Annotated in this window: 13 protein-coding genes and 1 pseudogene; 7 read left to right on the top strand and 7 right to left on the bottom strand. The window is 68.9% G+C overall.

The genetic code is table 11. The features are described 5' to 3' along the window. Position 1: 1 nt before the first annotated feature. Complete coding sequence (gene iolC, locus OG407_RS06045) at positions 2-970, bottom strand: 5-dehydro-2-deoxygluconokinase (RefSeq protein WP_405855709.1); 969 nt, start codon at positions 968-970, stop codon at positions 2-4. Positions 971-1,178: 208 nt separating this feature from the next. Between iolC and OG407_RS06040 the strand changes: the two genes are divergently transcribed. Then, positions 1,179-2,180 carry a LacI family DNA-binding transcriptional regulator gene (locus tag OG407_RS06040; RefSeq protein WP_405855707.1) on the top strand — a complete coding sequence of 334 codons (1,002 nt, stop codon included), beginning with the start codon at positions 1,179-1,181 and terminating at the stop codon, positions 2,178-2,180. 67 nt (positions 2,181-2,247) lie between these two features. Here the strand turns inward: OG407_RS06040 and OG407_RS06035 are convergent, their stop codons facing one another. The 4 genes from OG407_RS06035 to OG407_RS06020 form a co-directional block, all read right to left on the bottom strand. Beyond that, the gene (locus OG407_RS06035) at positions 2,248-3,135 is read right to left on the bottom strand and encodes an ATP-binding cassette domain-containing protein (RefSeq protein WP_405855706.1); all 888 of its coding nucleotides are present in this window, start codon (positions 3,133-3,135) and stop codon (positions 2,248-2,250) included. Between the two features lie 5 nt (positions 3,136-3,140). Further along, positions 3,141-4,217 carry an ABC transporter permease gene (locus OG407_RS06030; protein ID WP_405855704.1) on the bottom strand — a complete coding sequence of 359 codons (1,077 nt, stop codon included), beginning with the start codon at positions 4,215-4,217 and terminating at the stop codon, positions 3,141-3,143. Then, positions 4,217-5,221 (bottom strand): sugar ABC transporter substrate-binding protein, encoded by a 1,005-nt coding sequence (locus tag OG407_RS06025; protein WP_405855702.1) that lies wholly within the window; start codon positions 5,219-5,221, stop codon positions 4,217-4,219. Before OG407_RS06025 ends, OG407_RS06030 begins: the two co-directional genes overlap by 1 nt. A gap of 752 nt (positions 5,222-5,973) precedes the next feature. Next, complete coding sequence (locus OG407_RS06020; protein WP_405855700.1) at positions 5,974-6,807, bottom strand: helix-turn-helix transcriptional regulator; 834 nt, start codon at positions 6,805-6,807, stop codon at positions 5,974-5,976. A gap of 210 nt (positions 6,808-7,017) precedes the next feature. On the opposite strand from OG407_RS06020, the gene OG407_RS06015 reads away from it, so the two are divergent. From OG407_RS06015 to OG407_RS06005, 3 genes are read left to right on the top strand one after another with little or no spacing between them, the layout of a single operon-like run. Next, on the top strand, positions 7,018-8,451 hold the full coding sequence (locus OG407_RS06015; protein ID WP_405855698.1) for an aldehyde dehydrogenase family protein: 1,434 nt from the start codon (positions 7,018-7,020) through the stop codon (positions 8,449-8,451). 26 nt (positions 8,452-8,477) lie between these two features. Beyond that, positions 8,478-9,848, top strand: a complete 1,371-nt coding sequence (locus OG407_RS06010; RefSeq protein WP_405855696.1) for an MmgE/PrpD family protein — start codon at positions 8,478-8,480, stop codon at positions 9,846-9,848. After that, positions 9,845-10,444: a carboxymuconolactone decarboxylase family protein gene (locus OG407_RS06005; protein WP_405855694.1), complete on the top strand. Its 600-nt coding sequence runs from the start codon at positions 9,845-9,847 to the stop codon at positions 10,442-10,444. Before OG407_RS06010 ends, OG407_RS06005 begins: the two co-directional genes overlap by 4 nt. Before the next feature lie 21 nt (positions 10,445-10,465). Here the strand turns inward: OG407_RS06005 and OG407_RS06000 are convergent, their stop codons facing one another. Further along, positions 10,466-10,813, bottom strand: a complete 348-nt coding sequence (locus OG407_RS06000; protein ID WP_405855693.1) for a hypothetical protein — start codon at positions 10,811-10,813, stop codon at positions 10,466-10,468. Between OG407_RS06000 and OG407_RS05995 the strand changes: the two are divergent. Beyond that, positions 10,715-11,065: pseudogene (locus OG407_RS05995) on the top strand (AbfB domain-containing protein); the annotation flags it as partial. The gene OG407_RS06000 and the pseudogene OG407_RS05995 overlap by 99 nt on opposite strands. Positions 11,066-11,182: 117 nt before the next feature. On the opposite strand, the gene OG407_RS05990 reads toward OG407_RS05995, so the two are convergent. After that, the gene (locus OG407_RS05990; protein ID WP_405855691.1) at positions 11,183-11,539 is read right to left on the bottom strand and encodes a nuclear transport factor 2 family protein; all 357 of its coding nucleotides are present in this window, start codon (positions 11,537-11,539) and stop codon (positions 11,183-11,185) included. Positions 11,540-11,676: 137 nt separating this feature from the next. Between OG407_RS05990 and OG407_RS05985 the strand changes: the two genes are divergently transcribed. Together OG407_RS05985 and OG407_RS05980 are read left to right on the top strand one after the other, a co-directional pair. Next, a complete protein-coding gene (locus tag OG407_RS05985) occupies positions 11,677-12,525 on the top strand; it encodes a helix-turn-helix domain-containing protein (RefSeq protein WP_405855689.1) in 849 nt (282 codons plus the stop codon). 32 nt (positions 12,526-12,557) lie between these two features. Beyond that, positions 12,558-13,172 (top strand): TetR/AcrR family transcriptional regulator, encoded by a 615-nt coding sequence (locus tag OG407_RS05980; protein WP_405855688.1) that lies wholly within the window; start codon positions 12,558-12,560, stop codon positions 13,170-13,172. Positions 13,173-13,174 lie beyond the last annotated feature (2 nt).

Raw genomic sequence — 13,174 nt, 5'->3', positions numbered from 1 at the left:
GTCACGCCTTTCGTTCGATGGAAGCGAGGGATGCCTCGCGGAGCTTGGCGTCGACCTCGGCCTCGGTGGGCATCGCGTCGGAGCAGGAGAGCCGGCCCGCGACGACGGCACCGGCCGCGTTGGCGAAGGCGACCGTGCGGCGGGTGTCCCAGCCGGAGAGCAGACCGTGGCAGAGCGCGCCACCGAAGGCGTCACCGGCACCGAGCCCGTTGACGACGTCCACCGGAACCGGCGGTATCTCCACCGCCGAACCGTCGCGGTCGACGGCCAGGACACCCTTGGGGCCCTGCTTCACCACCGCCAGCTCCACCCCGGCGGCGAGCAGTGCCTTCGCGGCCGCGTACGGCTCGCGCTCGCCCGTCGCCACCTCGCACTCGTCGAGATTGCCGACGGCGACGGTGGTGTGCCGCAGGGCCTCGACGTAGTACGCCCGCGCCTGATCCGCGTCCTGCCAGAACATCGGCCGCCAGTCCAGGTCGAACACCGTCGGCCCGGACTTCGCCCGGTGCGCCAGCGCGGCGAGCGTGGCCGCGCGGCTCGGCTCCTCGCTCAGCCCCGTCCCGGTGACCCAGAAGATCCGGGCGTCGCGGACGGCGTCCAGGTCCAGTTCGTCCGGCTGGATGTCCAGGTCGGGGGCCTTGGGCAGCCGGTAGAAGTAGAGCGGGAAGTCGTCCGGCGGGAAGATCTCGCAGAACGTCACCGGCGTCGGCGCGATGTCCGACGTACCGACGAACCGGCTGTCGACGCCGTACCCCTCCAAGGCCGTGCGGACGAAGTCCCCGAAAGGGTCCCGGCCCGTCTTCGTGACCACGGCCGCGGAGTGCCCGTACCGGGCCGCGGCGACGGCGACGTTGGTCGGACTCCCGCCCAGGTACTTGCCGAACGACGTGACCTCGGCCAGCCCCACACCGGTCTGGAGCGGATACACGTCCACCCCTACGCGGCCCATGGTCAGCACTTCGAACGGCATCACGCTGGTTTCCCTTTCGTACCGGAGACGGAGGCGTTCAGGAGATTCACTGCCGCGCTCTACTAGCGCGCTCTAGTCTGTGTACGATGACTCCTGTCCAAATGTCATGTCAATACCTTGTTGCCAGGAGATTTCGAGAGGCCCGTAGGGTTGGCCGCGGCGGAGGGTGGATTCACAGGTGGATGCGTCAGGAAAGCAGCGGCCCACGATGGCGGACGTCGCTGCGAAAGCAGGCGTGTCGCGGGCGCTCGTCTCGATCATCTTCCGCGGTCAGCCGGGCGCGAGCGATGAGACGCGGCAGCGGGTGCTGCGGGTGGCCGACGAGATCGGCTACCACCCCGACAGCGCGGCCAGGCTGCTGGCCCGCGGCCGCAGCCGCACGCTCGGCGTGATGTTCACCGTGCACCAGACCTTCCACGCGGACCTCATCGCGGGGATCTACCCCGAAGCCGAACGCCTCGGCTACGACGTCCTGCTCTCCGCGGCCACCCACGGCCGCAGCGAGGCGAAGGCGGCCGAGGCGTTGCTCAGCCACCGCTGCGAGGCGCTGATCCTGCTCGGCCCCGAGGCGGAGGCCGCGTATCTCGACGAACTCGGACACAGAGCGGTGACGGTCTCGGTCAGCCGCCGAGTGCCCCGCGCCCGCGTGGACTTCGTCCACAGCGCCGAGGGCAAGGGGGTACACCAGGCCATGGAGCATCTCGTCGAACTGGGGCACCGCCGAATCGTGCACATCGACGGCGGCCGGGGCCCCGGATCGGTCGATCGGCGGCGTGCCTACCGGGCCGCGATGCGCCGGCACGGGCTGGAGGCCGAGGTACGGGTCATCCCCGGGGAGCACACGGAGGAATCGGGCATCGAGTCGGGCCGCCTGTTCCTGGCGGAACGCGATCGGGGGCAGGCCCTGCCGACGGCGGTCCTCGCGGGCAACGACCGGTGTGCGTGGGGCCTGTTGATGGCCCTGACGCGCGCAGGCGTCGACGTCCCGCGTGATGTGTCGGTTGTCGGTTACGACGACAGTCACCTCTCCCATCTCATGCCCATCGGCCTGACCACCGTCCGCCAGGACGCGGCTCTGATGGCGGAACACGCCGTGCGGTTCGCCGTCGAACGGCTGGAGAATCCGGAGCTGGAAGTCCGCGAGGCCATACTGGATCCGAAGCTCGTGGTGCGCGGTACGAGTGGCAAGGCACCGGAGACATCGGCCTGAGGCATCGGCGACCGGGCATGTCCCCCAGCAGTTGGGGCTTTTGGCCTTGCCTGCTGGGGACATGCCGCTACAGCGCTGTCAGGTCTCTCGCGTCGGGGAGTTCCTCGACGTCGACACCGCGTACTTGGGACAACTCGTGCTTGAGCGCGGCGAGTTCGGTGCCGCCGGCCATGTGGTTGGTGAGTTCTTCGAGGGTGATCTCGCTGCGCTCCGCCGACAACTCCATCGTGCCCAGGCGCAGGACGCTGAAGTGGTCGCCGACCATGTAGGCGTGGTGCGGGTTGTGGGTGATGAAGATGACGCCGAGACCGCGTTCGCGGGCGGCGGCCACGTACTTGAGCACCACACCGGACTGCTTGACTCCGAGCGCGGCGGTGGGCTCGTCCAGGATGAGGACGCGGGCGCCGAAGTAGACGGCGCGGGCGATGGCGACGCACTGGCGCTGGCCGCCGGAGAGGGTGCCGATGGGCTGGTCCAGGTTGTCCAGGACGATGCCCATGTTGCGGAGTTCCTCGTCGGCGGTCTTCTTCATCCGCTCGATGTCGAGACGGCGGAAGGGCCAGGGGCCCTTGGTCATCTCGGAGCCGAGGAAGAAGTTGCGCCACACCGGCATCAGCGGGACGACGGCCAGGTCCTGGTAGACGGTCGCGATGCCCCGGTCCAGTGCCTGACGGGGGGTGGTGAAGTGCACCGGCTCCCCGTCGACGAGGAACTCGCCCTCGGTGTGCTGGTGCAGGCCGGAGATGATTTTGATGAGCGTGGACTTGCCCGCGCCGTTGTCGCCGAGGACGCAGGTGACCTGGCCGGGGCGGACCGCGAGGTCGACGCCGTGCAGGGCGCGGACGTTGCCGTACGCCTTGCCCGCGTTGCGGAGCTGGACGGTCGGGTGGTCCCCGTCCTCCGGCTTAGTGTCCTGGAGGATGGCGCCGTGGGTGCCGGATTCGTTGCTTACCATGAAGGTCACCTCCGGGTCGCGGTGCGCTGGACCCACAGATTGATGAGGACGGCGCCGAGCAGCATCACGCCGAGGAACGCCTTGAACCAGTCGGGGTTCCAGCCGGCGTAGACGATGCCCTGCTGCACCATGCCGAACATGAACGCGCCGAAGACCGGGCCGATCGCCGAACCGGCACCACCGGTCAGCAGACACCCGCCGATCACGGCCGCCGAGATGAAGATCAGCTCCTGCCCTACGCCTTCACCCGACTGCACGGTGTTGAAGGAGAACAACTGGTGCATGCCGATGAACCAGGCACCGAAGCCGACGAGCATGAACAGCGAGATCTTCGTGAACGCCACCGGGACACCCACAGCACGCGCGGAGTCCTTGTTGCCGCCGACCGCGAAGATCCAGTTGCCGTACTTCGTGCGCAGCAGCACCCAGGTCGCGATCGCCGCGAACACCAGCCACCACACGATGGTGATCTTCACCTGAACGCCGCCGACGTCGAACGACGAGGCGAAGACCTTCCTGGCCTGGCCGAAGCCGTCCATGGTGCTGATGTCGTCGGTGGCGACGTTGCCGGTGACCAGCTTCGTCACCGCGAGGTTGACGCCCTGGAGGATCAGGAAGCTGCCCAGGGTGATCAGGAAGCTCGGCAGCCCGGTTTTGACCACCAGCCAGCCGTTGAGGAAGCCGATTGCCAGCGACACGACCAGGGCGGCGATCACACCGACCCATACGTTCATGGTGAGTTGGTAGCTGAGCATGCTCGCGGTGAGCGCCGAGGTGATGACCGCGACACCGGCGGAGAGGTCGAACTCCCCACCGATCATCAGCAGGGCGACCGGCAGCGCCATGATGCCGATCGTCGACGAGCTGTAGAGGATGTTCGCCATCGCGGCGCCCTCGCGCACCGGCGGGGCGGCGATCAGGAAGAACACGTACACCGCTGCCGCACCGAGGAAGACACCCACCTCGGGGCGGGCCAACAGCCGTAGCGCCCGCGGACGTTCGGCCGTGCGGCCGTCAACCTCCTTGGGGCCGGGGGCCGGCGGTGAGGTCACCGCCGGCTCGGCGTGCTGGGTCATACTCATCACCGGGTTCCGTTGGCGGCGAACTTGGCGACGCTGTCCACGTTCGTCTTGTCGATGAAAGCCGGTCCGGTGAGGACGGGCGCGGTGCTGCCGCCGCTGAAGTTGCCGTTGGTCTTGTAGAGCCACAGCGCGTCGACCGCCAAGTAGCCCTGGAGATAAGGCTGCTGGTCCACGGCGAATTCGATCTTGCCGTCCTGGACGGCCTTCACCAGGTCCTTGCTGAGGTCGAAGGTGGCGAGCTTGGCCTTGCTGCCGGAGTCGGACAAGGACTGGATCGCGGTCAGCGCGATCGGGGCGCCGAGGGTGACCACCTGGTCGATGGAGGAGTCCTGGCTGAGCTTGGCCGTGATCGTCGACTTCACCGACGGCATGTCGGTGCCGTTGACGTAGAGGATGTCGGTCTTGCCGCTGAAGCCCTTCTTCAGACCGGCGCAGCGGGCCTCAAGGGCGACCTGACCCTGTTCCTGGATGACACAGAGGGCGTGCTTGGCGCCGAGCTTGTTGAGGCGTTGGCCGAAGGCCTGGCCGGCGATGTTCTCGTCCTGTCCGAAGTACTCCAGCATGCCGAGTTTCTTCCAGTCGCTCACACCGGAGTTGAAGCCGACCACGGGGATACCGGCCGACTTGGCCTTGGCCACCACGTCCTTCATGGCGTCCGGCTTGGCCGCGGTGAGCGCGATACCGTCGACCTTCTGGTCGATCGCGTTCTGCACGAGGTTGGCCTGGTTGCCGGCGCTGGGATCGCTGGAATAGACGAGCTTGACGTTGTCCTTGGCGGCAGCGGCCTGGGCGCCCTTGCGGACCAGGTCCCAGAACGTGTCGCCGGGGGCGGCGTGGGTGACCATGGCCACCGTCATACGCGGGGTGGTGGCCTTGCCCGCCGAGGCGTCCGCACCTCCTTCCTCGGACTTCTTGCCGCCCGAGCTGCTGGAACAGCCGGCGGCGAACAGAGTGCCGACCAGAACGGTGGCGGTGAAAACTGCGGCTCGGTGGTTTCTGCGCATGTCCCTTGCACCTCGCTGTGCTTGTCAGGGTGGAGTCGGTGGTGGGCGGTAGCGCGTCCCGCGTCGGCGGCCGATGCGTGTTCGGCGAGTGGCGACGTGGTGCGCGAGTGGTGTGTATGTGCCGTGCGTGGCGGCTCGTCTTCTGTGGCGGTCGTTGGTGTAGACCGCCTGTTCAGCGACTGGAGCGCTTTAGTAGCGCGCTCTAGTTGGAGAGACTATGAGGCCGTCTCCGCGGGGATGTCAACAGGTATGTCAGGACGTACCAACAAAGTGTTCGGAATGAAATTGAGCCGCGGATCCGGTCATGGGGTTGGCTGTACTGGCCACCTGACTGCCCTGGGCGAAGGGTTGATCGACGCCGGGCAGACGGCCGGAGCTCATGGCCTCCGGAGCGGAGGTGTGCCGGTTCGGGCGGTCATGTCTGATGTCCCCGGGCTTCGCGCTCGCGCTGGATCGGCTTGGCGAGGCGAGGGGGCGTGTGGCACTTGGTCTGCCCAGGGAAAGGTGCGGGGCGAAGTCTTCCAGCAGATGCCGGGGCAGTTTGGGGGCCACCATGGCGTCGCCGCTTGTATCCCGTCTCTGCGACGGTGGCCTGTGATCAGGCGCTGACCTGCGGTTGGAAGCTGACTGACCCCCAAGTTCCGGTGGAGGCGTCGAATCGGCTGACCGCTGGGGACGAGGATGTCGGACGGTGGCGGGCTCCCGAACGGCTTACCTGCCGGAGACAGCGGGGTCTGCCGTGGTGACGCACGTCAAAGGAGTTGGTCGCCCAGAACGGAGAGGAATTGGAGTCTCTCGTAGCTCTCGCTGCCCGGGGTGGCGGTGAAGACCGTCAGGATCTGCGACTGGTCGGGATCTATCAGGCTCTGTCCGTGCAGCTCCATGAGGCCGACTCGGGGATGCTCTATCAGCTTGGGGGCGCAGTACGGCCCCAGGACGGGGTGCCGGCGCCAGATGTCGGCGAACTCCTCGCTCTTTCTGAGCAAGGTCTCCACGAGGCCGGTGACGCGGGGGTCGTCGGGATTGCGGGTGTGGGTCGCGAGGAGCTGGGCGGTGACGGTACGGCCGTGCTGGGCATGGTCGTCGGCCGGGAAGCGCTGCCGTTCGGCGGGGTCGGTGAACCAGCGGTAGGCCAGCGAGCGGGCCATGCCGGTGTGCCGGGTCTGGTCGCCGACGAGGAGGGTGGAGAGGCGGTTCTGCGCGAGTGTCTCGCCCAGATGGTTGATGATCTGGGCCGGACTGTCGTCCATGCGCTGGAAGATGCGCTGCATCCCGGGGTTGATGTGGTCGGTGCGCGAGACGCGCTGGGGAGTGTCGTAGCCGCCCAGCCGGAAGAGATGGTCGCGTTCGTCCAGCGACAGGCGCAGGCCCTGCGCGAGGGCGGCGAGCATCTGTTCGGAGGGGCGGGGGCCGCGCTGCTGCTCGATACGGCTGTAGTAGTCGGTCGACACGCTGCTGAGGGCGGCGACCTCCTCGCGGCGCAGACCCCCGGTACGGCGGCGACGGGTCCGCGGCAGGCCGACGTCCTCTGGCTGCAGCGCCGCGCGCCGGGTACGCAGGAAGTCGGCGAGCTCGGCGCGGTCCATACGCCTGCTCCTCTCGCTTCGCTCATCGGTGACGCCCAGGTCAGAAGCGCTCCCAGCACCCAGTTTCGCAGATCGGACAGGGGCGCCGAAGAGCTCAGCCAGGGTCGGTCGATCCGTGGATGAGCGACCACCAGCCGTACTGAATGTGACGTGGATCACGGGACAATCCGTCCCTGGATGCGATCTTCGGCGCTTGTGACGCTGGGGTGCATGAACGCCAACAGCGAACTCACTTTCCCCGCCCCCGCCCACTGGATCGACGGCAAGGCGGTTCCCTTCGGCGGGCCCGTGATCGACGTGGTCAACCCGGCCACCGAGGCCGTCATCGCCACGGTCCCGGCCGGCACGGCCGAGGACGTGGACCATGCCGTGGCGGCGGCCACCGCCGCGTTCCCGGCCTGGGCCGCGACCGACCCGGCGGAGCGTGCCGCCGTCGTCCGGCGCATCGCGGCGGGGCTTCAGGCGCGCTCCGAGGAGATCGCCGCCACGATCAGCGCCGACATGGGTGCCCCGATCTCCTTCGCCCGCATGGGCCAGGCGGGCCTGCCGGTGATGGCCGCCGAGGCCACCGTCTCCGTCGTGGCGGACTTCCCCTGGACGGAGGAGATCGCGAACTCGCTCGTCGTACGGGAGCCGATCGGTGTGGTCGGCGCGATCACCCCGTGGAACTTCCCGCTGCAGCAGGTCATCACCAAGGTCGTCCCGGCTCTCCTGGCGGGCAACACCGTGGTGCTCAAGCCGTCGGAGGTCGCCCCGCTGGCCGCCCGGATCCTCGCGGAGGTCACCGCCGAGGCCGGTCTGCCCGCCGGGGTGTTCAACGTCGTGCACGGCACCGGTCCGGTCGTCGGTGAGGCGATCGCCGCGCACCCGGGAATCGACATGGTGTCCTTCACCGGCTCCACCCGCGCCGGCAAGCGCGTCTCGGAGCTCGCCTCGGCGACCGTCAAGAAGGTCGCGCTGGAACTCGGCGGCAAGTCCGCGAACATCATCCTGCGGGACGCCGACCTGACGGACGCCGTCACCCGCGGCCTGTCGAGCGCCTGGATCAACAGCGGCCAGGTGTGCGGCGCCTACACCCGCATGCTGGTTCCCGCCGAACTGCACGACGAGGTGGTCGACCTGCTCCGCGAGGCGTCCGCCGCGTACACGGTGGGCGACCCGACCGAGGAGAGCACCCTTCTCGGCCCGCTCGCCTCGGAGACCCAGCGCGCACGCGTCGCCTCCTACATCGAACGCGGCGTCGCCGACGGTGCCACGGTCGTCGTCGGCGGACCCGGCCGGCCCGAGGGGCTGGAGACCGGTGCCTACGTCCGGCCCACCGTCTTCGCCGACGTCGACCCCGACTCCGTCATCGCCCGTGAGGAGATCTTCGGCCCCGTGCTGGCGGTCATCCCCTACACCGACGACGACCACGCCGTACAGATCGCCAACAGCACGGACTACGGCCTGAACGGCGCCGTGTTCGGTGAGACGGGGCACGCGCTGGCGATCGCCGAGCGGATGCGCGCCGGGCAGATCGACGTCAACGGTCCGCAGATGAACCTGCTCGCCCCGTTCGGCGGCTACAAGCAGTCCGGCAACGGTCGGGAGATGGGCCGCTTCGGCCTGGAGGAGTTCCTGGAGACCAAGGCCATCCAGCGCTGACCACCCCCACCGCGACGAGGTGCGTGATGAGTGAGAACACTCTGGCAACCCGGCTGGCAGCATGGGTCGCCGCCCTGGAGTACGACCAACTGCCGCCCCGCGCGGTCGAGATGGCGAAGCTGCTGATCCTCGACCAACTGGGTCTGCAGGTCCGCGGCGCGACCCTGCCCAACGTCCGGCCAGAGCTCCGGCTCGTCGAAGCGATGAGGGCCGAGCCGGAGAGCACGATGGTGCTCTCCGGCGCCCGGACGGTCGCCCCGTACGCCGCCTTCGCCAACGGAACCCTGGGCGCCGCCTTCGAGTTCGACGACGTCCACATGTACGCCGCGCACATCGGCTCGGCCGTGGTCCCGACCGCTCTGGCGTTCGGCGAGAGCACCAGTGCGCACGGCCGTGAGGTGCTCACGGCTGTGGTCGCCGGAGCACAGGTGATGTCTCTGCTGGGCGCCACCACCGTGCGGGACATGGTCCGCGTGGGCTGGCACGGCTCCAAGATCCTGGGCACCTTCGGCGCCGCGGCGACGGCGGGCCGGCTCCTCGGCCTGACTCCGGGCCGGCTCACCGACGCCCTCGGGATCGCGGGCAGCGACGCGGGCGGCACCATGGAGTACGAACGGAGCGGCGGCGAGGTCAAGCGGATGCACTCCGGATCCGCCGCCCGCAGCGGCTCCCAGGCCGCACTGCTCGCCCGGGACGGACTCACCGGACCGGCGACGATCATCGAGGGCGAGCGCGGACTGTTCCGTCTCTTCGCCGGCACCCGGGACACGTCGGGCGTCGACGGGCTCTGGGACCACTTCCACATCGTCGACACGATCTTCCGGCTGTATCCCACGATCGGATCCGCCGGACCGGCCATCGAAGCCGTGGCTCATCTCCTGGCCCGCGACCACCTGCCGTGGCGCGAGATCAAGGAGATCCGGCTCGGTCTGCCCGCGATCGCGGTCGGGCACGGGGCGGCGGTCACCCGGCCGACGGACATGGTCTCGGCACAGTTCAGTACGGCGTTCAGCGTGGCGCTGCGGCTGGTGCGAGGCCACAACCGTCCCGAGGACTACATGGATCCCGTGCTGTGGACCGACCCCGATCTGTTGTCGGTCGTCGACAAGGTGGTGCCCTACCCGATGGAGTTCCCGCCGGACGCGCCCTTTCTGAGCTGCCGGGTCGACATCGTCCTCGCCGACGGCCGTGTGCTGTCCCACACCCAGTGGGGCGTCCGGGGACACCCCGCGCATCCCGACACCGAAGACACCGACATCGAGGCCAAGTTCCTCGACAACGTCGAAGGCGTCATCAGCCTCCCGGCCGCCCGAAAGATCATCGAGCGGATCAAGGGACTCGAACGCCTCCCCGACGTGGCCGAGTTGATGAATCTCACCGGACGGAGAGAGCGATGACCCGACTGCGGGACCCCGACCCGAACGACATCCCCGAGGAGGTCGCCCGGTTCCTGGCCGACTTCCCACCGGACCCGATGTTCAAGATGCTGGCACACTCACCGTCCACCGTTCAGCCCTTCATCGGCCTGGCCCAGGCCCTCTACACCACCCTGGAACTACCCGTGCGGGCACGGGAGTTGGTCATTCTGACCGTGGCCGAAGGCGCGCGGTGCGACTTCGTCCTCACTCAGCACGTACCCCTGTCACGGAACGCCGGCGTGGACGACGCGACCCGCGAACTGATCAAGAACGGGGACCATGCCAATCCGGCACTGCCGAAGCACGACCGTGCGGTGATCCAGTTCGCCGCCGAGGTCGTCGCGGGATCCCGGGTGTCCGATGAAGTGTTCGCCGCGGCAGGCGAGTTCCTCTCCGCCCGCGAACTCGTCGAGCTACTCCATCTCTGCGGCTACTACTGGACCTTCAGCCGTCTCTGCACTGTCCTGGACGTGCAACTCACCCGGATGTACGCGGAGTTGCGAGGAGCGGACGGCTGGACGGGTGCCGAACGACCGGCGGACAGGCCGCCATCGGGTAGGGGTGCTACGCGATGAACGGCCCGAGTCGCGCGGTGTTCAGCCGCTGTCGCGGGTGCCTCCGCGGCGCAGGGCGATGAAGCCGCCCGTGATGGCGAGGACGCCGGTGGCGGCGAGGTCCTCGCCCCGGCGGCCCTGCGGCTGGGTTCCGTCGCCGGCATCGGCGGCAGGGGTCGCGGCGCCGGTGTCGGAGGAGGACGCCGTGTCGGACGCGCTCGCGGACGGTGTCGGTGTGGTGGCCGAGACGATCGCCCTGTCCCGGGTGAAGGTCAGGGTGCCGAAGCCGAGGTGGTCGAGGCCGCCGCCGGTTCCGTAGTCACCACCGCCGCTCTCGGGCCTGACCTCGGCCGCCATCTCGCTGACGTTCGGCGCGTCGAAGTCGGCCATCCAGGCGTCCCTGGTCCCGTGACCGCCACCAGCCCCGGGCCCGCGAAGCGGGAGGCCATCTTCCGATGCGTCGCCGGGCTGGCCGATTCCCACTGTTACTCGATCGAGGACGCCTCGGGCAGATACCTGCGCCACTACGCCTTCCGCGTCCGGCTGGACGTGAACGACGGATCGGCCGTCTTCCAGAAGGACGCCACCTTCTGCGCCCGGCCGGGCTCCGCCGACGGGCCGGTCTCCCTGGAGTCGTACAACTACCCCGGCCGCTGCCGCCCGGCCAGGCGGACGGGAGTGCCGGCAGCAGCCGCGGTTCGACGGTGTCACTGGGCTGAGAGCCCCTGCCCGCACAACGACCACCAAAGGTGCCGTGGGTCAGATCTCGTTGTTCCACATGCGGAACACGGTGCACTTGCCGCTCTTGTCGAACGTCACCGTCCAGAGGTTGGCGAAGGTGCCCAACTCCTTGTATCGGCCGGTGCCTTCGACGGCCGCCGTGTCGCCGTTGATGGTGAGGATGGACCAGTCGAAGTCCCAGCCGCCCTCCTGCCACGGCGCGCGGCCCTGCCAGCCCTCGACGATCGCGTCGCGGCCGATCCAGTCGGTCTCGTACGGCCACTCGTGGTACTCGGCCCGCGGTGTGAACAGTGCGGCGATGTCCTTCTTGTCGTTGGTGGTCCACGCCTGTACATAGCGCTCGATCCAGGTGCGTACCTGATCTTCCGTGACCATCGCGGCTTCCTTCTCTGTGCTGGGCGCCCACGGGTGAGCCGTGTGATCTCCTCAGCATGGGCCCGATCCCGCGCTGTCGGCAGGCAGGAGCTTCCTGGGTGCCGCACTCCTAGGAAGCGGCGACGTACGATCGAGGTATGAGCGGCAACGAACTGGGGGAGTTCCTGCTGGCGCGTCGCTCCCGCCTCAGTCCGCAGGAGGTGGGGTTTCCCCGTTCGGAGGATCGCCGGGTCAGCGGGCTTCGACGCGAGGAGGTGGCCGTGCTGGCCGGGGTCAGCGTCGACTACTACGCCCGCCTGGAGCAGGGCCGTGAACGGAAACCGTCCGGCCAGGTCGTCGACGCTCTCGCGCGGGCGCTTCGCCTGGACTCCGACGCCTGCTGGCACGCCTACCGTCTGGCCGGGCTGGTACCGCGACCGGAAGCCCCCGACCTTGATGTGGAGCGGGTGGCGCCCGGGCTGCGGCGGCTGATGGACGGCTTCCCGGCGGCCGTCGCCTACGTGGTCAACCGGCGGCTGGATGTTCTCGCCTCGAACGCGTCGGCCGCCGCCCTGCTCTCCCCGCTGACCGACCCGCGCCAGATGGTCCGCTCCCTCTTCCGCGACCCGGCCGCACGCACGCTGTTCGCGGACTGGGGCACCGTGGCTCGCGACACCGTCGCCGCCCTACGGCTCGCCTACGGCCACGAGCGCCACGATCCCCGGCTCGCGGCTCTGATCGATGAACTCCGCGCGGAAAGCGGCGAGTTCGCGGAACTATGGGGGCGCCAGGACGTCAACCGGCTGGGCAGCAGGGACAAGACCTTCGACCACCCCGTGGCGGGACGGCTGACCCTCTCGTACCAGACCTTCGAGGTGCAGGACGCGCCGGGCCAGTGCCTGCTCGTGGGCACCGCTGAGCCCGGCAGCACGGACGCCGACCGCCTGGCCCTGCTCTGTGCTCCGCGAACGCTCGATGATCGGCAGACTTCCACCGCCCTCCCGTAACGGAAACCACCGTTTGCGTTTAGGGTGAGGGCATGCCCCGTCTGAGCGAGGCGCGCCGGGAAGAACGGCGGCGCCACATTCTCACCAGTGCCTGGAGTTGCTTCTCCCGCAACGGTTTCCATGCCACGTCGATGGACGATGTCATCGCCGCGACCGGCATGTCCTCCAGCGCCGTCTACCGCTACTTCCGCAGCAAGGACGACCTCATCGACGCCGCCGCGGACGAGGGCCTGAGCCTGGTTGGCGACCTGTTCCGCCGGCTCCTGGAACGGCGTCCCACCCCGTCGCCGTCCGAGGTGCTTGAGGCGATGGCGGCCGAGGCCCGCGACCGGGGCGAGGGACAGTCGTACGATCTGAGCCGCATCGCGATCCAGGCGTGGGGCGAGGCGCTGCGCAGTCCGGAACTCGAAGGGCGCACCCGGACCTTCTACCTGAGCATGCGGGACAACCTCGTCGAACTGGCCAGCCGCTGGCGCGACGAGGGACAGGTACCGCCCACGGCGGATCCGGCGCAGATCGCGACCGCGCTGATGACGCTCATGCCCGGGCTCCTGGTCGGCCGACACCTCGTGGAGCCCGTCGCCACCGAGCAGTTGATCGGCGGCCTCTCGTCCCTCGGCTCGGCCTTCGACGACGCGCCGAAGTGAGG

It is taken from the genome of Streptomyces sp. NBC_01515, assembly GCF_045040345.1.
Taxonomy (GTDB): domain Bacteria; phylum Actinomycetota; class Actinomycetes; order Streptomycetales; family Streptomycetaceae; genus Streptomyces.
Note: the sequence above shows the minus strand (reverse complement) of the source record. Positions and strands in the feature narration are given on the sequence as shown.

Bases quoted from the DNA above. Each gene is read 5' to 3' on its own strand.
- OG407_RS05980 (WP_405855688.1), top strand. From the start codon at position 12,558: ATGCCCCGTCTGAGCGAGGCGCGCCGGGAAGAACGGCGGCGCCACATT.
- OG407_RS06005 (WP_405855694.1), top strand. From the start codon at position 9,845: ATGACCCGACTGCGGGACCCCGACCCGAACGACATCCCCGAGGAGGTC.
- OG407_RS06015 (WP_405855698.1), top strand. From the start codon at position 7,018: ATGAACGCCAACAGCGAACTCACTTTCCCCGCCCCCGCCCACTGGATC.
- OG407_RS06035 (WP_405855706.1), bottom strand. From the start codon at position 3,135: ATGGTAAGCAACGAATCCGGCACCCACGGCGCCATCCTCCAGGACACT.
- OG407_RS06025 (WP_405855702.1), bottom strand. From the start codon at position 5,221: ATGCGCAGAAACCACCGAGCCGCAGTTTTCACCGCCACCGTTCTGGTC.
- OG407_RS06030 (WP_405855704.1), bottom strand. From the start codon at position 4,217: ATGAGTATGACCCAGCACGCCGAGCCGGCGGTGACCTCACCGCCGGCC.
- OG407_RS06000 (WP_405855693.1), bottom strand. From the start codon at position 10,813: ATGGCCGACTTCGACGCGCCGAACGTCAGCGAGATGGCGGCCGAGGTC.
- OG407_RS06020 (WP_405855700.1), bottom strand. From the start codon at position 6,807: ATGGACCGCGCCGAGCTCGCCGACTTCCTGCGTACCCGGCGCGCGGCG.
- iolC (WP_405855709.1), bottom strand. From the start codon at position 970: ATGCCGTTCGAAGTGCTGACCATGGGCCGCGTAGGGGTGGACGTGTAT.
- OG407_RS06040 (WP_405855707.1), top strand. From the start codon at position 1,179: ATGGCGGACGTCGCTGCGAAAGCAGGCGTGTCGCGGGCGCTCGTCTCG.
- OG407_RS05985 (WP_405855689.1), top strand. From the start codon at position 11,677: ATGAGCGGCAACGAACTGGGGGAGTTCCTGCTGGCGCGTCGCTCCCGC.
- OG407_RS06010 (WP_405855696.1), top strand. From the start codon at position 8,478: ATGAGTGAGAACACTCTGGCAACCCGGCTGGCAGCATGGGTCGCCGCC.
- OG407_RS05990 (WP_405855691.1), bottom strand. From the start codon at position 11,539: ATGGTCACGGAAGATCAGGTACGCACCTGGATCGAGCGCTATGTACAG.